Annotated in this window: 19 protein-coding genes; 10 read left to right on the top strand and 9 right to left on the bottom strand. The window is 42.7% G+C overall.

Annotated features, from left to right (window positions below; all coding sequences use genetic code 11):
* Positions 1 to 28: 28 nt before the first annotated feature.
* Positions 29 to 1,090, bottom strand: coding sequence for a M24 family metallopeptidase (locus ADI74_RS09615; RefSeq protein ID WP_001042868.1), 1,062 nt, complete (start codon positions 1,088 to 1,090; stop codon positions 29 to 31).
* On the bottom strand, positions 1,083 to 3,914 hold the full coding sequence (gene uvrA, locus ADI74_RS09620; protein WP_049538555.1) for an excinuclease ABC subunit UvrA: 2,832 nt from the start codon (positions 3,912 to 3,914) through the stop codon (positions 1,083 to 1,085). The genes ADI74_RS09615 and uvrA overlap by 8 nt, the downstream gene beginning before the upstream one ends.
* A gap of 136 nt (positions 3,915 to 4,050) precedes the next feature.
* Between uvrA and ADI74_RS09625 the strand changes: the two genes are divergently transcribed.
* The 5 genes from ADI74_RS09625 to ADI74_RS09645 all read left to right on the top strand — a co-directional run bounded on the left by ADI74_RS09625 (position 4,051) and on the right by ADI74_RS09645 (position 7,726).
* Entirely contained in the window at positions 4,051 to 4,995 is a 945-nt protein-coding gene (locus ADI74_RS09625) for a magnesium transporter CorA family protein (protein WP_033585835.1), read from the top strand.
* 11 nt (positions 4,996 to 5,006) lie between these two features.
* The gene (locus ADI74_RS09630) at positions 5,007 to 5,684 is read left to right on the top strand and encodes a DUF1129 domain-containing protein (RefSeq protein ID WP_049538557.1); all 678 of its coding nucleotides are present in this window, start codon (positions 5,007 to 5,009) and stop codon (positions 5,682 to 5,684) included.
* A 15-nt stretch (positions 5,685 to 5,699) separates the two neighbouring features.
* Complete coding sequence (locus ADI74_RS09635; protein ID WP_000331819.1) at positions 5,700 to 6,047, top strand: TfoX/Sxy family protein; 348 nt, start codon at positions 5,700 to 5,702, stop codon at positions 6,045 to 6,047.
* 275 nt (positions 6,048 to 6,322) lie between these two features.
* Positions 6,323 to 7,357 (top strand): S66 family peptidase, encoded by a 1,035-nt coding sequence (locus ADI74_RS09640; RefSeq protein ID WP_000255132.1) that lies wholly within the window; start codon positions 6,323 to 6,325, stop codon positions 7,355 to 7,357.
* Positions 7,358 to 7,462: 105 nt separating this feature from the next.
* Positions 7,463 to 7,726, top strand: coding sequence for a SemiSWEET family transporter (locus tag ADI74_RS09645; protein WP_000166113.1), 264 nt, complete (start codon positions 7,463 to 7,465; stop codon positions 7,724 to 7,726).
* Positions 7,727 to 7,808: 82 nt separating this feature from the next.
* Here ADI74_RS09645 and ADI74_RS09650 read toward each other — a convergent pair whose 3' ends face one another.
* Together ADI74_RS09650 and ruvA are read right to left on the bottom strand one after the other, a co-directional pair.
* Positions 7,809 to 8,372: a DNA-3-methyladenine glycosylase I gene (locus ADI74_RS09650; protein WP_000166573.1), complete on the bottom strand. Its 564-nt coding sequence runs from the start codon at positions 8,370 to 8,372 to the stop codon at positions 7,809 to 7,811.
* Positions 8,373 to 8,381: 9 nt separating this feature from the next.
* Complete coding sequence (gene ruvA, locus ADI74_RS09655; protein WP_000273413.1) at positions 8,382 to 8,975, bottom strand: Holliday junction branch migration protein RuvA; 594 nt, start codon at positions 8,973 to 8,975, stop codon at positions 8,382 to 8,384.
* A gap of 158 nt (positions 8,976 to 9,133) precedes the next feature.
* On the opposite strand from ruvA, the gene ADI74_RS09660 reads away from it, so the two are divergent.
* A complete protein-coding gene (locus tag ADI74_RS09660; protein ID WP_000761361.1) occupies positions 9,134 to 9,631 on the top strand; it encodes a helix-turn-helix domain-containing protein in 498 nt (165 codons plus the stop codon).
* 140 nt (positions 9,632 to 9,771) lie between these two features.
* Here ADI74_RS09660 and mutL read toward each other — a convergent pair whose 3' ends face one another.
* The gene (mutL, locus tag ADI74_RS09665; RefSeq protein ID WP_049538559.1) at positions 9,772 to 11,721 is read right to left on the bottom strand and encodes a DNA mismatch repair endonuclease MutL; all 1,950 of its coding nucleotides are present in this window, start codon (positions 11,719 to 11,721) and stop codon (positions 9,772 to 9,774) included.
* Between the two features lie 208 nt (positions 11,722 to 11,929).
* Between mutL and ADI74_RS09670 the strand changes: the two genes are divergently transcribed.
* On the top strand, positions 11,930 to 12,370 hold the full coding sequence (locus tag ADI74_RS09670) for a LytTR family DNA-binding domain-containing protein (RefSeq protein ID WP_049538561.1): 441 nt from the start codon (positions 11,930 to 11,932) through the stop codon (positions 12,368 to 12,370).
* On the top strand, positions 12,367 to 12,825 hold the full coding sequence (locus ADI74_RS09675) for a DUF3021 domain-containing protein (protein WP_049538562.1): 459 nt from the start codon (positions 12,367 to 12,369) through the stop codon (positions 12,823 to 12,825). The genes ADI74_RS09670 and ADI74_RS09675 overlap by 4 nt, the downstream gene beginning before the upstream one ends.
* Before the next feature lie 40 nt (positions 12,826 to 12,865).
* On the opposite strand, the gene mutS is transcribed toward ADI74_RS09675, so the two are convergent.
* Positions 12,866 to 15,400: a DNA mismatch repair protein MutS gene (gene mutS / locus ADI74_RS09680; protein WP_049538563.1), complete on the bottom strand. Its 2,535-nt coding sequence runs from the start codon at positions 15,398 to 15,400 to the stop codon at positions 12,866 to 12,868.
* A 50-nt stretch (positions 15,401 to 15,450) separates the two neighbouring features.
* Positions 15,451 to 15,897 (bottom strand): arginine repressor, encoded by a 447-nt coding sequence (gene argR, locus ADI74_RS09685; protein WP_004239711.1) that lies wholly within the window; start codon positions 15,895 to 15,897, stop codon positions 15,451 to 15,453.
* Between the two features lie 156 nt (positions 15,898 to 16,053).
* Between argR and argS the strand changes: the two genes are divergently transcribed.
* Both argS and ADI74_RS09695 read left to right on the top strand, forming a co-directional pair.
* Complete coding sequence (gene argS, locus ADI74_RS09690) at positions 16,054 to 17,742, top strand: arginine--tRNA ligase (RefSeq protein WP_049538564.1); 1,689 nt, start codon at positions 16,054 to 16,056, stop codon at positions 17,740 to 17,742.
* 476 nt (positions 17,743 to 18,218) lie between these two features.
* Positions 18,219 to 18,464 carry a hypothetical protein gene (locus ADI74_RS09695; protein WP_049538565.1) on the top strand — a complete coding sequence of 82 codons (246 nt, stop codon included), beginning with the start codon at positions 18,219 to 18,221 and terminating at the stop codon, positions 18,462 to 18,464.
* Between the two features lie 109 nt (positions 18,465 to 18,573).
* Here the strand turns inward: ADI74_RS09695 and nrdI are convergent, their stop codons facing one another.
* A complete protein-coding gene (gene nrdI / locus ADI74_RS09700; RefSeq protein ID WP_049538567.1) occupies positions 18,574 to 19,038 on the bottom strand; it encodes a class Ib ribonucleoside-diphosphate reductase assembly flavoprotein NrdI in 465 nt (154 codons plus the stop codon).
* 428 nt (positions 19,039 to 19,466) lie between these two features.
* Positions 19,467 to 20,804 (bottom strand): ISLre2 family transposase, encoded by a 1,338-nt coding sequence (locus ADI74_RS09705; RefSeq protein WP_049538569.1) that lies wholly within the window; start codon positions 20,802 to 20,804, stop codon positions 19,467 to 19,469.
* Between the last annotated feature and the right edge of the window lie 62 nt (positions 20,805 to 20,866).

The raw sequence follows: 20,866 nt of genomic DNA on the forward strand, positions 1-20,866 counted from the left end.
TATAAAAGTCAATGATTTATCTCATTTTTTAGATAACAATCAATTCTTTTGGAGCAAGTGTCAATAACTCACAACCGTTATCTGTAATCAGGATATCATCCTCGATACGAACCCCGTATTTACCTTCAATATAAATGCCCGGTTCATCAGTCAAGACCATACCAGATTTAATGGCTTCTTTCGAAGTTTGGCTAAAGTAGGGTTCTTCGTGGATGTCCAGTCCAATACCATGGCCAATACCATGAGTAAAGTAGTCGCCATAGCCTGCCTCAATGATAATATCACGAGGAATTTTGTCAAAGTCACGGAAACCTAGACCTGCCTTGGCTTGGTCAATCAGAGCTTGGTTGGCTTTCAGAACCGTATTGTAAATCTCTGCTTGCTCGTCACTGACATGGCCTAGATAGATGGTCCGTGTCATATCGCTGACATAGTGGTCGTAGAGACAGCCGAAGTCCATGGTAATGGCTTCTCCCAGCTCCACTGGTTTGTGCATAGGATGAGCATGGGGTTTAGAAGAGTTGATACCACTGGCTAGAATCGTGTCAAAAGATAAGCCAAATGCTCCTAGCTCCCGCATACGGAAGTCAAGGAAGTTGGCAATCTCAATCTCGGTCTTTCCAGGTTTGATAAAGTCAAGCGCATCGCGGAAAGCTTGGTCTGAGATAGAACAAGCCTTGCGAATAGTCGCAATCTCCTTCTCATCCTTAATCATACGAAGCGCTTCTACAAACTGAGTCTGTGGAAGCAAGTCAATTCCCGCAAAAGCTGCCTGCATACGGTGGTAATAAGAGACCGAAATCTCGTCCTCAAAACCGATACGAGACAAGCCCATATCCTTAACAATGCCTGCAATAACAGCCAACTCATCACGGTCAGCCACAATCTCAAAACCTGTCACTTCTTGCTTAGCTGCAATGATATAGCGAGAGTCTGTCACCAAGACCTGACGGTCACGGCTGATGAAGACTGTTCCATTTGAGCCCCAAAATCCTGTCAAATAGTAGACATTTTTAAGGTTGTTGATAATGATTCCATCTAGTTCTTTTTCTTGCATTTTAGCTAGAAATGCTTGCACGCGTTTATTCATGATGTAACTTTCCTTTCAAATAGTGTCCTGTGTAGCTGGCTTCATTGGCCGCTACTTCTTCTGGAGTTCCTGTTGCTATGATGGTTCCACCACCAACACCACCTTCAGGTCCCAAGTCGATGATATGGTCTGCCGTCTTGATGACATCCAGATTGTGCTCGATAACGAGGACGGTATTGCCATCGTCAACAAAGCGAGCCAAGACTTTAAGCAAGCGAGCGATATCCTCAGTATGAAGCCCTGTCGTCGGCTCATCCAGAATGTAGAAAGATTTTCCTGTCGAGCGTTTATGGAGTTCGCTAGCCAACTTCATACGCTGAGCTTCTCCTCCAGAAAGGGTAGTAGCCGGTTGCCCTAGCGTCACATAGCCCAGCCCCACATCCTTGATGGTCTGAAGTTTGCGTTGAATTTTCGGAATGTGTTGGAAAAATTCCACCGCATCATTAACCGTCATATCCAAAACCTGCGAGATATTTTTTTCCTTGTAGTGAACTTCAAGGGTTTCACTGTTGTAGCGGGTTCCGTGGCAGACTTCACAAGCCACGTAAACATCTGGTAAGAAGTGCATCTCAATCTTGATAATCCCGTCACCTGAGCAGGCTTCACAACGACCACCCTTGACGTTGAAACTGAAACGGCCCTTCTTGTAGCCTCGAATCTTGGCCTCATTTGTCTGGGCAAAGAGGTCACGGATGTCGTCAAAAACTCCTGTATAGGTAGCAGGGTTAGACCTTGGAGTCCGTCCGATAGGGCTCTGGTCAATGTCAATCAAGCGGTCTACATGCTCAATCCCTGTAATCGTCTTAAACTTACCAGGTTTGTCTGAATTGCGGTTTAGTTTCTGGGCAATGGCTTTTTTGAGGATGCTGTTGATTAAGGTCGACTTCCCTGAGCCTGACACCCCCGTTACTGCAATGAATTTTCCTAGTGGGAAGCGAGCGGTGATATTTTGCAAGTTGTTCTCACGCGCTCCCGTCACCTCGATAAAGCGACCATTTCCGGAACGGCGCTCTGCTGGCACTGGAATCGCTCTTTTTCCTGACAAGTACTGACCAGTGATAGACTTGCTGTTGCGAGCCACCTGTTTGGGCGTTCCTGCAGCAACAATCTCTCCACCAAAAACACCGGCACCCGGACCAACATCAATCAGATAATCCGCCTCGCGCATGGTATCTTCGTCGTGTTCCACCACGATGAGAGTATTGCCCAAGTCACGCATCTTTTTCAGACTGGCAATCAAGCGGTCATTATCCCTCTGGTGAAGACCGATGGACGGCTCATCCAGGATATATAGGACACCTGATAGGTTGGATCCAATCTGGGTCGCCAAGCGAATACGCTGACTCTCCCCACCTGAAAGGGTTCCTGCCGAACGTGACAGAGTCAAATAGTTAAGACCTACGTTATTGAGGAAGGTCAAGCGATCCTTGATTTCCTTGAGAATGGGACGGGCAATAATGGCTTCATTTTCAGACAGAGTCAACTGGCTCACCAAAGCCAAGTGGTCTGCGATAGACAGGTCTGAGATTTCACCAATATGTGGTCCTTGCTCACCACCCACACGGACAGACAAGGCCTGGTCATTGAGACGGTAGCCGTGACAAGTCCCGCAGGTCAGCTCATTCATGTAGAGACGCATCTGGGTGCGCGTGTAATCACTGTTAGTCTCATGGTAACGACGCTTGATATTAGTGACAACTCCCTCAAAAGGAATGTCAATATCGCGCACACCACCAAATTCATTTTCATAGTGGAAATGAAATTCTTTGCCATCCGAGCCGTAGAGAATCAAGTTCTTATCTTCTTCTGACAAGTCCTCAAAAGGCGTGTCCATATCTACTCCAAAGGCTGTCATGGCCTGCTCTAGCATATTTGGATAGTAGTTAGATGAGATAGGATTCCAAGGTGCCAAAGCCCCCTCACGTAGCGTTTTGCTGGCATCTGGCACTACCAAGTCAGTATCCACCTCCAGCTTGATGCCCAAACCGTCACACTCACTACAAGAACCAAAAGGAGCATTGAAGGAGAAGAGACGAGGCTCTAACTCTGGTACGGTAAAACCACAAACTGGACAGGCATAGTGCTCAGAGAATAGCAACTCAGAATCGTCCATAGTGTCGATAATGACATAACCTTCTGCGATACGAAGGGCAGCCTCAATGGAATCAAAGAGACGGCTACGAATGCCCTCCTTGATGACAATACGGTCGACCACAACATCGATATTGTGTTGCTTGCTCTTGGACAGCTCTGGAACTTCGGCCACATCATAGACCTCCCCATCCACTCGGACGCGGACATAACCATCTTTCTGAACCTTTTCAATGACGCTCTTATGTTGCCCTTTTTTCTTGCGAATGACAGGAGCTAAAATTTGCAGACGTTGGCGTTCTGGCAATTCCAAGACCTTATCCACTATTTGCTCTACAGAAGAAGCCTTGATAGCTCCGTGCCCGTTAATACAGTAAGGCGTCCCCACACGTGCGTAGAGGAGACGCAGATAATCATTGATTTCAGTCGTCGTTCCCACGGTCGAGCGTGGGTTTTTGCTAGTCGTTTTTTGGTCGATGGAAATAGCTGGGCTGAGACCATCAATGGCATCCACATCTGGTTTTTCCATATTACCCAAAAACTGGCGAGCATAGGCTGATAAACTCTCTACATAGCGACGTTGCCCCTCAGCATAGAGGGTATCAAAAGCCAGACTGGATTTCCCAGACCCAGACAAACCAGTCACAACAACCAGCTTGTCTCGCGGAATCTCCACATCAATATTTTTTAAGTTATGGGCACGCGCCCCATGAATCACAATTTTATCTTGCATCTTTGTTCTTTCTAGTCCATTATTGCTTTCCATTATACCAAAAAATATGAAATTCTATTACCCAAAAAGCTGTTTTTATAGTATAATAGTACGGTGCAAAAAATGAATCATTGAATAGTAGGAAAGGATAGGGGATATGAAACAAGTTTTTCTCTCAACAACAACTGAATTTAAAGAGATCGACACGCTTGAACCGGGCACTTGGATCAACCTCGTCAATCCTACACAAAATGAATCATTGGAAATTGCTAATGCCTTTGACATTGATATTGCCGACCTTCGAGCACCACTCGATGCGGAAGAAATGTCCCGTATTACCATCGAAGACGAGTATACTTTGATCATCGTGGACGTCCCCATCACAGAGGAGAGAAACAACCGTACCTACTACGTAACGATTCCGCTGGGGATTATCATCACCGAGGAAACCATTATCACTACCTGTTTGGAATCCCTCCCTGTTCTCGATGTCTTCATCAACCGCAAACTGCGTAACTTCTACACTTTCATGCGGTCACGCTTTATCTTTCAACTCCTTTATCGCAATGCTGAGCTTTACCTGACTGCCCTTCGTTCGATTGACCGTAAGAGTGAACAAATCGAAAGTCAACTTCACAAGTCCACTCGAAACGAAGAGCTAATCGAGCTCATGGAATTGGAAAAGACCATCGTCTATTTCAAGGCCTCACTTAAGACAAATGAGCGCGTGATTAAGAAATTGACCAGTGCAACCAGCAATATCAAGAAATACCTAGAAGACGAGGACCTGCTCGAAGACACCCTGATTGAAACCCAACAGGCCATCGAGATGGCAGATATCTATGGAAACGTCCTTCACTCTATGACAGAGACCTTTGCCTCTATCATTTCCAACAACCAGAACAACATCATGAAGACCCTGGCTCTCGTGACCATCGTCATGTCTATCCCAACTATGATCTTCTCTGCCTATGGGATGAACTTTAAGGATAATGAAATCCCTTTGAACGGTGAGCCACATGCCTTCTGGTTAATCGTCTTTATCGCCTTTGCTATGAGTGTCTCGCTCACTCTCTATCTCATCCATAAAAAATGGTTCTAAGAGGAATCCCTATGTCTCAGATTGATTTACAAAAACTAACCAAGAAAAACCAAGAGTTTATCCACATCGCTACCCAACAATTTATCAAAGATGGTAAGACAGACGCTGAAATCAAGGCTGTCTTTGAGGAAGTCATTCCCCAAATCCTTGAAGAGCAAGCCAAAGGAACGACAGCTCGTTCCCTCTACGGGGCCCCAACCCACTGGGCTCACAGCTTTACAGTCAAGGAGCAATATGAAAAAGAGCATCCAAAAGAAAATGACGATCCAAAACTCATGATTATGGACTCAGCCCTTTTTATCACCAGTCTTTTTGCATTGGTTAGCGCTCTGACTACCTTCTTCTCTACAGATCAGGCCATTGGCTATGGGTTGATTACCCTCTTGTTGGTTGGACTTGTAGGAGGACTTGCCTTCTACTTGATGTACTACTTTGTCTACCAGTACTATGGACCAGACACAGATCGTAGCCAACGTCCTCCATTCTGGAAATCAATCCTCGTTATCTTGGCTTCTATGGTCCTTTGGTTGGTTGTCTTCTTTGCAACAAGCTTCCTACCAGCCAGCCTCAATCCAGTCCTTGCTCCATTGCCTTTGGCTATCCTGGGAGCTGCCCTTCTCGCTCTTCGCTTCTATCTCAAGAAACGTTTTAACATCCGAAGTGCAAGCGCGGGCCCATCACGTTATTAAGAAAAGTGAAACGCTATGGCATATAGTCAATCTTTAGCTAAGCAGATTCGAAAAATTCTAGCACTCAAACTTCCTCCCCAAATTTTCGAAGAAGAGTTAGAAGAAAAGAAACTGTTTGGTGGCCTGGCCTTTATGATTCGTGGGAAAATGGTCCTTACTGTCAGTTCCAGAAAGGACGAGCTGGTTATGGTGAGAATTGGCAAAGAAACGGAAAAGCAAGTTCTACCCCGAACAGGAGCTCATACCACATTGATGAGAGGGCGACCTTATCATGGCTATATAGACCTAGATATCGAAGGTCAAAAAGAACTTCCTTACTGGATTGATTTAGCTCTCTCCTATAATCAAGAGTTGACCAAGTAACTCATATCTAGTGAGATTAGAGATTAGAAAAACGAAAAGCAACTGCACAAGCGGTTGCTTTTTTCACTTGCTTTCTTGAGATTCAATAGCACTTCTGAGTCTCATTCTTGTAGTTTTCTCTCATCTTTTGTGATAGAATAGGCTCATACTCAATGAAAATCAAAGAGCAAACTAGGAAGCTAGCCACAGGCTGTACTTGAGTACGGCAAGGCAAAGCTGACGTGGTTTGAATTTGATTTTCGAAGAGTATCAATCTATTTCTAGGAGGATGAGATATGGTTTCTACTATTGGTATTGTTAGTTTGTCTAGCGGTGTTATCGGAGAGGATTTTGTCAAACACGAAGTCGACTTGGGGCTCCAACGTCTTAAGGATTTGGGACTCAATCCTATCTTTTTGCCCCATTCGCTAAAAGGGTTAGACTTTATCAAGGACCATCCGGAGGCACGTGCAGAGGATTTGATGCAGGCCTTTTCTGATGATAGCATCGACATGATCCTATGCGCCATCGGTGGGGATGATACCTATCGCTTGCTACCCTACCTTTTTGAAAACGACCAGCTCCAAAAGGTTATCCAACAAAAGATTTTTCTTGGCTTCTCGGATACAACCATGAACCACCTTATGTTGCACAAACTAGGGATCAAGACTTTTTATGGGCAATCCTTTCTAGCAGACATTTGTGAATTAGACAATGAGATGTTACCCTATAGCTTTCACTACTTTAAAGAATTGATCAAGACAGGAAGAATCTCAGAAATCTGCCCTAGCGACCTTTGGTATGAGGAACGGACTGATTTTAGTCCCAAGGCTCTGGGAACAGCTCGTATCAGTCATGTAAATACAGGCTTTGATTTGTTGCAAGGAAATGCTCAGTTTGAGGGAGAAATTCTCGGTGGTTGCCTTGAGTCCCTCTATGATATCTTTGACAATTCTCGATACGCAGACAGCACGGACCTCTGCCAAGAGTACCGACTCTTCCCTGACTTATGTGACTGGGAAGGAAAGATTCTCTTGCTAGAAACAAGCGAAGAAAAGCCTGAACCTGATGATTTCAAAAAAATGTTGCGGACTTTAAAGGACACGGGGATATTTGGGGTTATCAGTGGACTCTTGGTCGGAAAGCCAATGGATGAAACCTTCTATGACGACTATAAGGAAGCACTATTGGATATCATTGATAACAATATCCCGATTGTCTATAATCTGAATGTCGGTCACGCAACTCCAAGAGCCATTGTGCCCTTTGGCGTTCACGCTTATGTGGATACACAGAAGCAAGTCATTCGCTTTGACTATAACAAAAAATAAACAATTTCTCCATTTTTGTGCTTTGGTATTGATTTTCGTTACAATTTGTGTCTGAATTTATTGCATTTTGCTTATTTCTATGATATCTTTTTAAAGGAGGTGTATATGACTAAACAAAAAATAAATCAAATTGTCGGTTCAATTGGAGCCTTTATCGGGATTGTTGTATTTATCGCCTACATCCCACAAATTTTTGCCAATTTACAAGGCAACAAAGCTCAACCATTCCAGCCTTTATCCGCAGCAGTATCTTGTTTAATTTGGGTTATTTACGGATGGACAAAAGAGCCTAAGAAGGATTGGATACTAATTATTCCAAACTCAGCTGGCGTTGTCTTAGGTGGACTGACATTTCTTACTGCACTATAAAAGTTACTAGCATATAATCAAAAAGCTGAGATAATTTTCTCAGCTTTTTCTATTTTCTCAGATAGTTAGACGCTTGGACTCACTAATTTCCGTTTTTCCACTCGCAATCATTCTCGTGGTCATCAACCAGGCCTGCCGCCTGTAGAAAAGACAAAACTGCGACTGGACCTGTAAACTTGAAGCCTTGTTTTTTGAGATCTTGAGACAACTTTTCAGACAAGGCTGTTTTAGCAGGTGCTAGGTGATAGTCAGGAACATCATTCACGATCGTTTTTCCCTCAACAAAGGACCAGAGATAAGCGTCAAAAGAGCCGTAGGTTTTCTGGACTTGCAAAAATGCTTGGGCGTTGGCACGTGTCGCAAAGAGCTTGGAACGATTTCGGATGATGGCTGGATTCTCTAACAAGGCTTCCAACTCGCCATCTGTCATTTCCGCGACACGTTGAACTTGGTAGTTGTAAAAGACTTCTCGGAATCCTTGGCGTTTGTTTAGTACCGTTTCCCAAGATAGACCCGACTGGTAAGTTTCCATACAGAGCAGTTCAAAAAGAGCACGGTCATCATGAAGGGGTTGACCCCACTCTTCATCATGATAGGCCACATATAAAGGATTGTTCATTTTAACCCAACCACAGCGTTTTGTCATATTATTCTCCTATTTTACCAACATCTTAAGGGCCGATTTGATATAGTTCTCAGCTGTATCTGTCGTTCCTTCAAAGAATTTCTTGATTTTCTTGAGCTCAGTCGCCTTGTAGCCCAGTGCCAACATGGCTTCCATGGCTTCTTCCAGTTCTTGGTTTTCAGCGCTGGTTTGCACTGCCACCTTGGCAGGAAGGTCATCGCTAGCCACAACTACCTTACCTTCCAAGTCTAGCACCATCTGCTGGGCTGTTTTCTTGCCAATTTTAGGGAACTTAGTCAAGTAGGTGATGTTCTTAGTTTCAATCGCCTGAACCAAGCCAGCATTGTCATCAGCTGCGATGATAGCAAGAGCTGATACCGGACCAATCCCTGATACCGAAATCAGACTAAGAAAGAGTTTCTTCTCATCTTCTGATCGAAAACCATAGAGCAGATGGGCGTCCTCACGGACAACTTGGTGCACATAAATTTGAGTTTCTTGATTGACCTGACCTGAGTAAGAATAGGGATTGGCTACATGCAAAATATAACCTATACCATTTGCCTCTAGGACGATGTATTTAGCAGTGATTTTGGTAATGATTCCTTTTAAATATTCGTACATAATTTTTCTCCATTATTTTGCCTATCTAGTATACCATATTTCCCCAAGACAGACTGCAACAAAAGGTGCAACCTCTGGTTGACAAATAGTACAGGAGATTGTATTCTCATTATAAGTAAAAATTGTTAGGATAGAGGTAGAAAAAGGAGGATAGAATGATGAAACTCGCAGAAAAACTATTTGAGCTCAGAAAGGAAAAAGGTTGGTCCCAGGAAAAGCTAGCTGAACAAATCAATGTTTCTCGGCAAAGCATCTCAAAATGGGAGTCTGGACAAGTCCTTCCTGAAATCGAAAAAATCATTGAATTAAGTAAGATTTTTCAAGTGACAACTGACTATCTACTACTAGATGAAAACTCTGAAAAAGATTCCACAGCAGTAATTTTTGAGGAAGACAAGGACAAATACTATAAGGAGGTTAAATCCTTTGGTCTTTGGCAAGTGATTTATATTTTCGTCTTAGCTCTGGCTATCTATCTCTTTTTAGCTGGTTCTAGTTTTCCAGCCGAGTTCACCGCCTGGATTTGGCTGACCTTCGTTCTTTTGATTGCTTCAGCGATTGCTATCAGCAAGACTCTCAAAACCAAACAACGTTATCTTGATAAAGTGATTGGTCTTGAGAATCCCTCAAACCAAGACGACTCTATGAAACCTTGAGTCAATTGAATCATATTTCTCATTACTTTTTCTTGTCAAGCAAGTGTAAACCTCATGGCAAGTTGCCATGTCCATTCAAAATTCCCACCATAGAAAAGCTAAAAAGCCTTGTTCAAAAGGAACAAAGGCTTTTTGTGTTCTTAATATTTCCCCAACTCACGAAGACTCGTATGATTTTCCTGAATACGTCGGAACATCTTTTCCATATCCGACTTGGTAAAATGCACCAAAACAGGACGTCCATGAGGACAGTTGTAGGGATTGTCACATTGAGAGAGCTGATAAAGGAGCTGTCTGGCTGAGTGGTCATCGATACGATGGTTGGCCTTGATAGACCGCTTGCAGGACATCATGATAGCCAGCTCTGCTCGGTATTTCTTGATAGAAACTTCCTTGGTCAAGAGGAGCATGTCGCACATCTCATAGATACCAGACTCGATTTCCTCCTCTACCATCCAAATAGGATGTTCACGCAGGATAAATTGATTTTCTCCGTACTCTGCTAGAAAGACGCCCACTTTCTCTAAAAGTGCCATTCTTTCCCTGAGACGAAGCGCATCATCTGCTGGGAATTCAAAGATGTAGGGCACTAGGAGTTGCTGCTGGCTTTGGTCAACATTGCCAATGCTTTCACGGTATTCCTCGTACTTAACCCGCTCCTGAGCCGCGTGCTGGTCTATGATGTAGAGGCCATCTCGCCCTTGGGCAAAGAGATAAGTTCCATGCATTTGCCCGAAAAATTCCAACTCTGGAAAGCTTGAAGATTCTTCTCGCTCCAGCTTGTCATAAGCCTTATCGAGACTGGCCAAGTCTAACTCTGGATGGTCTAATTGGTCATAGTTAGCAGGCTTTCTCTCTGCAAAATGCAGTTTTGCTGGATTAGTCAATTGGTCCAAAGTTTCTTTAGCAAACAGGGTTAGGTCCCTACCCTCCTCAGTCAACTCCACCTGATGATCAGCCACCTCAGCTTGACTGGGTTTTGAGAGTTCTGTTTTTTCATAGTAGAGCGTATTTTCTTTGAGTGGGAGAATGGTCTGCTCTACCTTTTGACGATTGCGTACGGTCGACTTGGCAAGATTTTCTAAAGCATCCGGTATCAAGGCTTGTTCCTTGAGACTATTTGAAATAGCCTCTGAAAGAAGCGCCATTAGCTCTCTTTCCTTGGAAATTCGCACCTCTTGCTTGGTCGGATGCACATTGACATCTGCCAAATAAGGGTCAATATGGATATGAATCACGGCCAGTGGAAAACGGCCTACCATGAGTTTGCTTCCATAACCATCCAAAATAGCACGATTAAGCAAGAAGTTCTTGATATAACGGCCATTGATGAAGAGGCTGATATAGTTGCGATTAGCTCGAGTCAACTCCGGCAAAGAAACAAAACCTGAAATCTCGAAATCTAAGTCAGAGTTTTCAATAGCAATCATCTTCTTGGCACTCGCCAAACCATAAATCCCTGCGATAGCTTGGCGCAGTTGACCAGTTCCAGCTGTTCGTGTCATTTCCTTGCCATCACTAATCAAGCTAAAAGAAATTTCAGGATGGGCCAAGCCCAGACGGTTGACAATATCAATGATATGAGACAGCTCCGCTTGCTGGCTCTTCATATACTTGAGGCGGGCAGGTGTGTTGAAAAAGAGGTCCTCCACACAAACTTTGGTCCCCACAGGACTAGTCGCTGGGATGACTTCCTCAACTTCTCCCCCACGCGCGATTAGCTTGGTCCCATGACTCGCACCATCCACCGCTGTCAACAAAGTTAAGACACTGACGGATGCGATAGAGGGCAGGGCTTCACCACGAAAACCAAGCGTCCGAATCCGAAAAAGGTCTGCTTGATTTTTTATCTTGCTGGTCGCATGACGACGCAGGGCCAATTCCACCTCATCGTGGGCAATTCCATGACCATTATCTGTGATTTGAATCTTCTTGAGACCTGATTCCTCAATCTCAATGATAATCTGACTAGAGCCCGCGTCAATGGCATTTTCTACCAACTCTTTGACCACACTGGCAGGACGTTCAATGACCTCTCCTGCCGCGATCTGGTTTGCCAGCACCTCTGGCAATTCAATAATATGAGACATCTTTCAGCCCCTTTCTGTATCTATTTTCCTAGAAATTGATTAGTGCTATTATACCATATTTCAGATACTACCAGAAAAAGCAAATACCACATAGACTCCAAATCTCTCCACATAGTCAAAAGCTCTTGCCATGGTTCGTAAAATAGTGTTTAATAAAGGTGTACAGGAAGTGATCACAACCTTGTATAACTGAAAAGGAGGAAAATTTATGAAAGTAGAACTACAGATTAAGGAGACTTATGAGGAGGAAAAGCTGATTGTCCAAACTCCTCAGCCGACCGAAAAAGTCCAGAAAGTCATCGAGTTCGTAGAAAATCTTGACCAAAAAGAAACAATCAAAGGAAAGATTGATGATCAGGTTTATCTAGTTAAGATTGGCAAGATTCAACGCTTCTATATCGAGAATCGGAAGGTTCTTGCAGAAACTGCATCTCATACCTACACTATTGATTTGCGTCTCTATCAAGTTCTTGACATTCTGCCGACCACTTTTATCCAAATTTCCCAATCAGAAATCATCAATATCGACTCGATCTCTCATCTCAAGCTAACCTCTAACGGTCTGGTTGAAATCTTTCTCAAAAACGAAAGCTTCACCTACTCATCTCGCCGTTACCTAAAAACCATCAAGGAGAAATTAGAACTATGAAAAAACAAATCTTTCACGATGCTGCTGCTGGTGTTCTCATCGGCCTCATCCTATCTATTATCTTTTCACTCATTTATGCACCAAATACCTACGCCCCACTGAGTCCCGATTCTCTGGTCGGACAAGTGATGGTGCAACATCAGGTTCACGGTGCCCTCGTCTTGCTCTACTGTATGGTCATCTGGTCAGCTATCGGAGTTCTCTTTAGCTTTGGCAGACGCTTATTCAGCCGCGACTGGAGCTTGCTCCGTGCGACGCTTTCCCATTTCTTCCTCATGCTAGCTGGTTTTGTCCCTCTGGCTACTCTGGCCGGTTGGTTCCCCTTCCACTGGATTTTCTATCTCCAACTCATTCCAGAGTTTGCGATTGTCTACCTCATCATCTGGACTATCCTCTATAAAAGAGAAGCTAAAAAAGTGGACCACATCAATCAACTTTTGGCCCATAAAAAGTAATAGAGAAAAACCCACTCACAAATGCATGAGTGGGCTCTTTTTATAATTTTTGCTTGAACTCAACTAAGACATTCATAGCCTGCATAGGTGTCATGTTGTACACATCCAGTTGAGCTAATTCTGCTAGGATAGGATGTTCTGCTGGCGTATCAAAGAGTGAAATCTGTTCCGTGACGGCACTTGTTTGCCTCATCGGAGCTGGACTTTCTGTTCCTTGATTCTCTAGCTGAGTCAAAATCTTATCCGCTCTTGCTAAAAGTTCAGCTGGTAAGCCAGCGATCTTTGCCACATGGATACCGTAGGATTTGTCAGCTGGTCCTGGTTCGATCTTGTGAAGGAAGGTGACCTGCCCATCCTGCTCCAAGGTTGCCACATGAACATTGACCAAGTGTTCCAAACTGGACTCCAGACTAGTCAACTCATGGTAGTGGGTCGCGAAGAGGGTCTTGGCTCCGATATGCTCATGAATGTATTCGATGATGGACTGAGCAAGAGCCATCCCGTCATAAGTTGCAGTTCCTCGTCCCAATTCATCAAAGAGAATGAGAGAGTTCTTAGTCGCATGCGAAATGGCATTGTTGGCCTCCATCATCTCCACCATAAAGGTTGATTGACCTGAAACCAAGTCATCTGCCGCTCCGATACGAGTAAAGATAGCATCAAAAATCGGCAAGTAGGCACTTTCTGCTGGCACGTAAGAACCCATCTGAGCCATCACCGCCGTCATAGCTAGCTGGCGCATGTAGGTAGACTTCCCGCTCATGTTAGGTCCTGTAATCAATTGAATGCTGGTGTCTTCTACCATCTGGATGCTGTTTGGAATGTAGGTCTGCGCCCCCATAACCTTTTCGACGACAGCATGGCGTCCTTTCTGGATAGCGATTTGTGAGTCGTCACCGAACTCAGGTCGAATCAAATGCTGGGTTTCAGCCACAACTGCCAGACTTTGCAGGACATCAACTGTCGCAATCCCTTGGGCTAAAGCCTGCAAACGCTGGATGTACTTGCTGACTTCCTCTCGGATACGCATAAAGATTTCATACTCTAGGTTGGCTGACTTTTCACGCGCCTCCAGCATATCTCCCTCGATACGAGCTAATTCCTCAGTCCCAAAGCGTTCCGAGTTTTTCAGCGTTGCCTTGCGGAAAAAGTGGGCTGGCACATTTCCCAGTTGCGAATTGGTCACATGGAAATAGTAACCGTCCTTTTTATTGTAGTCAATCTTAAGCGTGCTGATGCCAGAGTTTTCTCGCTCCTTAGCCTCAATCTCTGCAATCCAGCTCGTACCTTCTCTGAGGACACGACGGTATTTATCCAAGGTCTCATCAAATCCCGTCCGAATAATACCACCTTCCGTAATCACGTGAGGGGCTTCAGGGGCAATCGCTGTGCTAATCAAGCTCTCCAACTCCGGAATGGCATCCAACTGTGCGATGAGATAGGCTAGAGCAGGCTGCTCCATTCCCTCTAAAATCGCTCGAATCCGTGGCACACTAGATAAGGTAGTCGCCAGTTGCAAGAGATCCTTGGGATTGGTCTTGCCAAAAGAAACCCGACTAGCCAAGCGTTCGATGTCATAAACACCCTTGAGACTGTCTGTCAAATCACTACGCTCAAAGAAGTGGTCAAGAAAGACCTGCACCACCTCTTGACGTTGGACGATTCGTTCCTTATCAATCAAGGGACGATGAATCCAAGAGCGCAAAAGCCGCATGCCCATAGCTGTTTTGGTTTCATCCAAAAGCCAGAAGAGACTCCCCTGCTTCTTGCCTGAACGGGCATTCTCAACCAAATCCAGACTAGCCTTGGTCGCATAATCCATCTGCAAGAAATCTTTGATTTCATAGCGGATAACTGGTTTGAGGTGGTTCAATTCCCGCATCTGGGTCCGATGAACATACTGGAGTAGCTTACTAGCTGCCGCTTGCTCCACAGCTGCCAAACGTGGATCCAGTAAATGAATATCCTCAAAGCCTTCCTTCTCATGGGAAAGCACAAGATTCATCTGACGGCTGAGAATTTGTTCTTCTTCCTCAGACAAGTCATAGCCCAGAACCACTTCTCGAGCTTTGAGGTTACGAATTTCCCCACAAACCAGCGTGAAATCCAATAAACCTGTCACATAAAAATCACCCGTCACTAGATCCATATAAGCTAAACCAAATTGATTGCCATCACGATCTAAGGCAACCAAGAAATTATTCTGACTATCGGGCTTACTGCTATCAACTACTGTACCAGGTGTGATGACCTGGACCACCTCTCGCTTGACAACCCCGACCGCTTGTTTGGGATCTTCCATCTGTTCTGCAATGGCAACTTTATAACCCTGTTCAATCAGAACATCGATATACTGTTGGGCAGAATGATAGGGGACGCCCGCCATGGGTATCGGATTTTCTGCATTTTTATTCCGACTTGTTAAGGAAATTTCTAAAATCTGTGCTGCATTGATTGCATCTTCATAGAACAACTCGTAAAAATCACCCATCCGAAAAAGCAAAAAAGCATCTGGGTATTGTTTTTTGATATCCACATACTGTTGCATGCCGGGTGATAGCTTTTCTGTTGCCATTTTCCGTCTCTCCTTGCTAAAAATAAGTCTTGAGAGCAACTCCCAAGACCTTATTTATCTTTCATCAAATCTAGCAAACGATCTTCCATCAGCTTGGCAACGTGCTGGTCTCGACAAATAACCAATAAGGTATTAGCACCAGCAACCGTTCCTAAAATCCATTCATCCTTGTTTGCATCTACAATGTTTGCTAAGACTGCCGCTTCCCCAAGTTTTGTATGAAGTACCAAGGTGAATTCTGCTCTTGCAACTCCTTCTAAATGATGAGACAAAAACTCAACTAAATCAATCTTATCTGTCTCATTTGCTAGTACATAATACACCATATCATTTTTCTTGATCTTGGTCAAGCCGATTTCACGCAAATCACGTGACAAAGTCGTTTGCGTCACATAGACATTCTGAGCTTCTAGACGATCTTGAATCTCTTTTTGTGTCCCAAGTTTTTCTTCAGCGATCATCTTTTTAATCAACTGATGCCGTTCTCTTTTTCTCATATTATCCTCTTAAACGAATATTTATAATAAATTTTTCATTTATTTTATAACCATATTATACCAAAAAAAATAGAGAATTCAAAAAAATTCTCTTCTTTCTCAAAAAATGTAGTAAATTGTGTTAAAATAGAAGAAAAGCCCAAAAGGAGCCTACTTATGAATACAAAAAAACTGATTGCTGGCGAATTGGCTAGCGTCATCGATAGCCTGGACCAAGAGGCTATTTTCAATTTACTAGAACAACCTAAAAATTCAGATATGGGAGACATCGCTTTCCCTGCTTTCTCACTAGCTAAGGTCGAACGCAAGGCACCGCAAGTGATTGCTGCTGATATTGCTGCAAAGATCAACAGCCAAGCCTTTGAAAAAGTGGTGGCAACAGGTCCTTACGTAAACTTTTTCCTTGATAAATCTGCTATTTCTGGTGCAGTTATCAAAGAAGTCATCGAAAAAGGTGCTGACTACGCCCAACAAACGGAAGGCCAAGAGCAAAATATTACGATTGACCTTTCTAGTCCCAATATCGCCAAACCCTTCTCAGTCGGCCACTTGCGTTCAACAGTTATCGGAGATGCCCTCTCTAATATCTTTAAGAAGATGGGCTACAAAACCATTAAAATCAACCACCTTGGAGACTGGGGGAAACAGTTTGGTCTTCTCATGGTTGCTTATAAAAAGTGGGGATCTAAAGAAGCCATTGAAGCCAACCCAATCGATGAGTTGTTGAAACTTTATGTTCGCATCAATGCCGAAATCGAAACTGACAAGGCTCTCGATGATGAAGGCCGCCTCTGGTTCAAAAAACTAGAAGATGGTGATCCTGAAGCAACTGAACTTTGGCAATGGTTCCGTGATGAAAGTTTGGTCGAATTCAACCGCATCTACAAACTTCTCGGTGTTGAATTTGATAGCTTAAACGGTGAAGCCTTCTACAATGACAAGATGGATGAAGCCGTACAAATCTTGGAGGAAAAAGGTCTGCTCGAAGAGTCTCAAGGGGCTTGTATTGTCAACTTGGATGATTTCGATTTGCCACCTGCTATGATTAAAAAATCAGATGGCGCTACTCTCTACATCACTCGTGATATCGCAACAGCCATCTACCGTGCTCGTACTTACAACTTTGTTAAAAATGTCTATGCTGTCGGCCAAGAGCAATCTAACCACTTTAAACAGTTGAAAGCTGTCTTGAAGAAAATGGGATTTGCTTGGAGTGACGATATGGTTCACGTTGACTTTGGTCTTGTAACCAAAAATCGCCAAAAACTCTCTACTCGTAAAGGAAACATCATCCTGCTCGAGCCAACTCTCCAAGAAGCCATCACTCGTGCTAAAGCTCAAATCGAAGCAAAAAATCCTGACCTTGAAAACAAGGATCAAATCGCCCAAGCTGTTGGGGTTGGAGCTGTCAAATTCTACGACCTGAAAACTGACCGTCGAAATGGTTATGACTTTGATTTGGAAGCAATGGTTTCATTTGAAGGTGAGACTGGGCCATACATCCAATACGCTTACGCTCGTATTCAGTCTCTACTTAGAAAAGCTGACTTCCAACCAAATGTTCAAGCAAGTTACAGTCTAAATGATGCCGAAAGCTGGGAAATCATCAAACTTCTTCAAGACTTTGCCCGTGTTATCAAACGTGCTTCAGATAACTATGACCCATCGCTTATTGCCAAGTATGCAATCAGCTTGGCTCAAGCTTTCAACAAATACTATGCCCACACTCGTATCTTGGATGAAAGCCCAGAGCGCGACAGCCGTCTAGCCCTCAGCTATGCAACTGCAGTCGTTCTCAAAGAAGCCCTTCGTTTGCTCGGAGTAGAAGCACCAGAGAAGATGTGATTCAGTACTAACAATTGGAACTAAAGTTCCTAATTGTTAGACGCTAGCCGCTATATGCGGACTAGCTAACTGCTTCACTAATTCACCTAACCAAATAATATCGATTTGGTTAGGCTCATGTCGTAATCTTTTAATCACTTTATTGTAAAGCAGTCTAAGTAACTATGGTGATTTGGCTTGGCGCTTCACTAATATCTCGAAACAAATAATATCGATTTGTTTCGAGATATGTCGTAATCTTTTAAATCACTTGATTGCAAAACAATCTAAGTAACTAACGTCAAATCCTATACGGTCTTCGGCTTGGCGCTTTACTAGTCTTCATTTCAATTGGGCGGACTTTTCAGTTAAAGGTCCAAATTGTCTGGTTTTAGCTATTGGATACCTGTTCTGCTCGCCTAGTGACTTAGTTGAAAAGCGAAATTTCTTTCGCTTTTCTTATGCCTTCAATTTTTTATCAAATCAGGGGAGATTTTATGAGCCAGTACGCTTATATCTTAGTTCTTATCAGTCTTGTCGTTCTTTTTCTTATCAATAAATACGAAAAAGAAAAACTTCAGAAACTCCTTCAGGAGCAGCTTTTGAAAGACGAAGCTTTCAAAGCAGATATCCGCGAAAGAATCCAAACAACAGAGAATATCAACGATGTCATCGCCTACATCAACAAGGGCTATCGTTTGGGACTCATGCTTTCCAAGGAAATCACTGAGCAACTCAAATAATCAAAAACCGAGAAGTTTTCTTCTCGGTTTTTTCTCTTCTTCATGAAACGGCTAAAGATTCTTCTTAGATTTTAAAGCAAGAAAGTAGAAGAAAAAGCTAAGCCGAAACTTAACTTTCCAATCCATACAGGTCTGCAATAATCGCTGCGACCTTTTTAATATCTTCCAGCATGCCTCTCATTTCAAAATCTGCTAGAACAGGGAAACCAAAGCGCTGGCTGTACTGCTTGGCAGTCAAACAGTATTGGTTATTAAAATTGCGATTGCCAGACCCCACTACGCCAAAACACTTACTGGCATTATCTCCATAGGCGATAAAATCACCCACTGGAGTCGTCAGAATCTCAACATCACCATTATCGACACCATTCCCACCTTCCAGATAGGTTGGTAAAAAGGCAACATAAGGATGGTCCATCTCAAAGAAATCTTTCCCTTCCTTGACCAAATCCTTGATATGGATCTTTTGGACCTCAATCCCTTCGTGCTCAGACATGAGATAGTCCTTAAGTCGGGTTACAAAACTCTCTGTATTCCCACTCAAACTGATATAAACTAAAGATATTTTTTTCATATTGACCTCGATTTTTATTTTTGGATAGTAAAAGAACTACCAAGATTGTAACTTGATAGTTCTCTTTTGTCAATACTTAGGCAACTTCCGTATGCGGTAGAATTTTTTAGAACGCCTAAATTCATACATTTTTTAGGAGAACGTCACCGAGTTTTAAAAAAAGACTGAACAAATTTCTTGCTCAGTCTTGACATTGATACACTTATCAGGTATCATTAATTAAAGACTGAGTAAGAAGGACGAGTTCTTACTCGGTAAGGCGAGAAGTGTTAGCGCACTTTTCGTCTTTTTTTATTCGATTAATTTAAGTAAATTATAACACATTTTCACACACCACGCAAGCATTTTATGTTTGATTGTAGCACAAAAAGACCTTTTTTTACAAAGGTTATTGTTATATAACTTTTTATATACTTTGTTATGTACTTCTATTGTTTTCGGAAGTATGATAACCTTTTACTATCAGGGTAACATTGATATCTAGATGTATTTTCTTTACCCGTTTTACTCATTCTTTTTTTAATGGTATAAGCAGAAACTTCTTCTAAAGAAATAAATTTTTCATAATCTTCTCTCCAGTTGCCAAAAAATAGATCCCTCAAAGAATCTTCATAATTCAAAACAATTATCCTACTCATCGTTTCAGCCCCAGTAAGAGTCCAATACATTCCTCTTTTTTTCATTCTATAAGTGACCTTACGATGCTGACTCTCCATTATCCCGATTCCTGCATGACTGAATCCTCTTTGTTCGGCTGGTTTAGTGTATTGGAAATTTCTCAATATTTTACTCTTGAACCTCTCAAATGACTCTTGTTCTTCTTCTGTTTCGATATAACTTTCAGTCGTATCAAGAACAGTTCTCATCAACTGCTTATCATGTTGCTTGATCGCCTGGAAAGCTCTATCTAATAGTTCTTCAGAGTAAAATTTTAGATAATTCTTCAACTCCTTATTTACATGGTACTCATCCCAAAAATGTTCATGCCGTTTAATTCGCAAAACCTTCGCAATTTCTTTGAAAACATAGGGTGTATATCCATGACCTCCATCAGAGTTCGTAATCAATAAAGTCTGATCCGTAACTTCGTAATTATTGAATAGATAATCAATAACCTGCTCCCTCACTAAGCGATTGTCAAGACCAATAAATTCCTTTTTGTCCTGGAGTTCAAATCGATTGCTGCCAACTTTTTGGCTTCCTGTATGGACTACAAAATGGGATAAATCGTAATGCTTATTATCCTTCTGTGTGTCACGTGCTTTAACCATTACACCATCACCCTCAATATAAATAACCTGGGCTTTTCTTTTGCTAACTTCTTTACCCTCTTCGTAATAGCGATAGCCTTCCCTTTCCTCCAATAACTTCTCACAAATTTTTACAGCTTTTACTACAATTGGCTTTGTGATCGAAATGTGATAAGTCAATTGGATCACCTGAGTTACTTTATCATATGGCATTAAAGTAGATAATTTAGCCACCTGATACATAAATTCCCATGAGAAGCGGACGTTCTTCTGAAGCCCTAACTTCTCATCTACTGGAATGACCCAATGATCTCCCTTTTTCCAACGTCTTCTTCTGAAAGTAAACTCTCCAAATGTAAAAGCGACGGTTCGCTCCATTGAATGAATACAGGTATAGCCCTTTGCTTTCATAACTGGAATCATCTCCTCATCATACCTAGAAACAAAGTTATAAAATTCTTTTGCATTTTGAAACAGCAATTGATTTTTTAGTTCTCTCTCATCAAAGAAAGCCATTCAGAATCCTCCCTTATTAAAATTACGCTTATTTTAATAAATTTTGACCTGAATGTTCAAAT

The sequence above is a fragment of the Streptococcus pseudopneumoniae genome (genome assembly GCF_001074565.1).
Taxonomy (GTDB): domain Bacteria; phylum Bacillota; class Bacilli; order Lactobacillales; family Streptococcaceae; genus Streptococcus; species Streptococcus pseudopneumoniae_J.

Bases quoted from the DNA above. Each gene is read 5' to 3' on its own strand.
- ADI74_RS09615 (WP_001042868.1), bottom strand. From the start codon at position 1,090: ATGAATAAACGCGTGCAAGCATTTCTAGCTAAAATGCAAGAAAAAGAA.
- uvrA (WP_049538555.1), bottom strand. From the start codon at position 3,914: ATGCAAGATAAAATTGTGATTCATGGGGCGCGTGCCCATAACTTAAAA.
- ADI74_RS09625 (WP_033585835.1), top strand. From the start codon at position 4,051: ATGAAACAAGTTTTTCTCTCAACAACAACTGAATTTAAAGAGATCGAC.
- ADI74_RS09630 (WP_049538557.1), top strand. From the start codon at position 5,007: ATGTCTCAGATTGATTTACAAAAACTAACCAAGAAAAACCAAGAGTTT.
- ADI74_RS09635 (WP_000331819.1), top strand. From the start codon at position 5,700: ATGGCATATAGTCAATCTTTAGCTAAGCAGATTCGAAAAATTCTAGCA.
- ADI74_RS09640 (WP_000255132.1), top strand. From the start codon at position 6,323: ATGGTTTCTACTATTGGTATTGTTAGTTTGTCTAGCGGTGTTATCGGA.
- ADI74_RS09645 (WP_000166113.1), top strand. From the start codon at position 7,463: ATGACTAAACAAAAAATAAATCAAATTGTCGGTTCAATTGGAGCCTTT.
- ADI74_RS09650 (WP_000166573.1), bottom strand. From the start codon at position 8,372: ATGACAAAACGCTGTGGTTGGGTTAAAATGAACAATCCTTTATATGTG.
- ruvA (WP_000273413.1), bottom strand. From the start codon at position 8,975: ATGTACGAATATTTAAAAGGAATCATTACCAAAATCACTGCTAAATAC.
- ADI74_RS09660 (WP_000761361.1), top strand. From the start codon at position 9,134: ATGAAACTCGCAGAAAAACTATTTGAGCTCAGAAAGGAAAAAGGTTGG.
- mutL (WP_049538559.1), bottom strand. From the start codon at position 11,721: ATGTCTCATATTATTGAATTGCCAGAGGTGCTGGCAAACCAGATCGCG.
- ADI74_RS09670 (WP_049538561.1), top strand. From the start codon at position 11,930: ATGAAAGTAGAACTACAGATTAAGGAGACTTATGAGGAGGAAAAGCTG.
- ADI74_RS09675 (WP_049538562.1), top strand. From the start codon at position 12,367: ATGAAAAAACAAATCTTTCACGATGCTGCTGCTGGTGTTCTCATCGGC.
- mutS (WP_049538563.1), bottom strand. From the start codon at position 15,400: ATGGCAACAGAAAAGCTATCACCCGGCATGCAACAGTATGTGGATATC.
- argR (WP_004239711.1), bottom strand. From the start codon at position 15,897: ATGAGAAAAAGAGAACGGCATCAGTTGATTAAAAAGATGATCGCTGAA.
- argS (WP_049538564.1), top strand. From the start codon at position 16,054: ATGAATACAAAAAAACTGATTGCTGGCGAATTGGCTAGCGTCATCGAT.
- ADI74_RS09695 (WP_049538565.1), top strand. From the start codon at position 18,219: ATGAGCCAGTACGCTTATATCTTAGTTCTTATCAGTCTTGTCGTTCTT.
- nrdI (WP_049538567.1), bottom strand. From the start codon at position 19,038: ATGAAAAAAATATCTTTAGTTTATATCAGTTTGAGTGGGAATACAGAG.
- ADI74_RS09705 (WP_049538569.1), bottom strand. From the start codon at position 20,804: ATGGCTTTCTTTGATGAGAGAGAACTAAAAAATCAATTGCTGTTTCAA.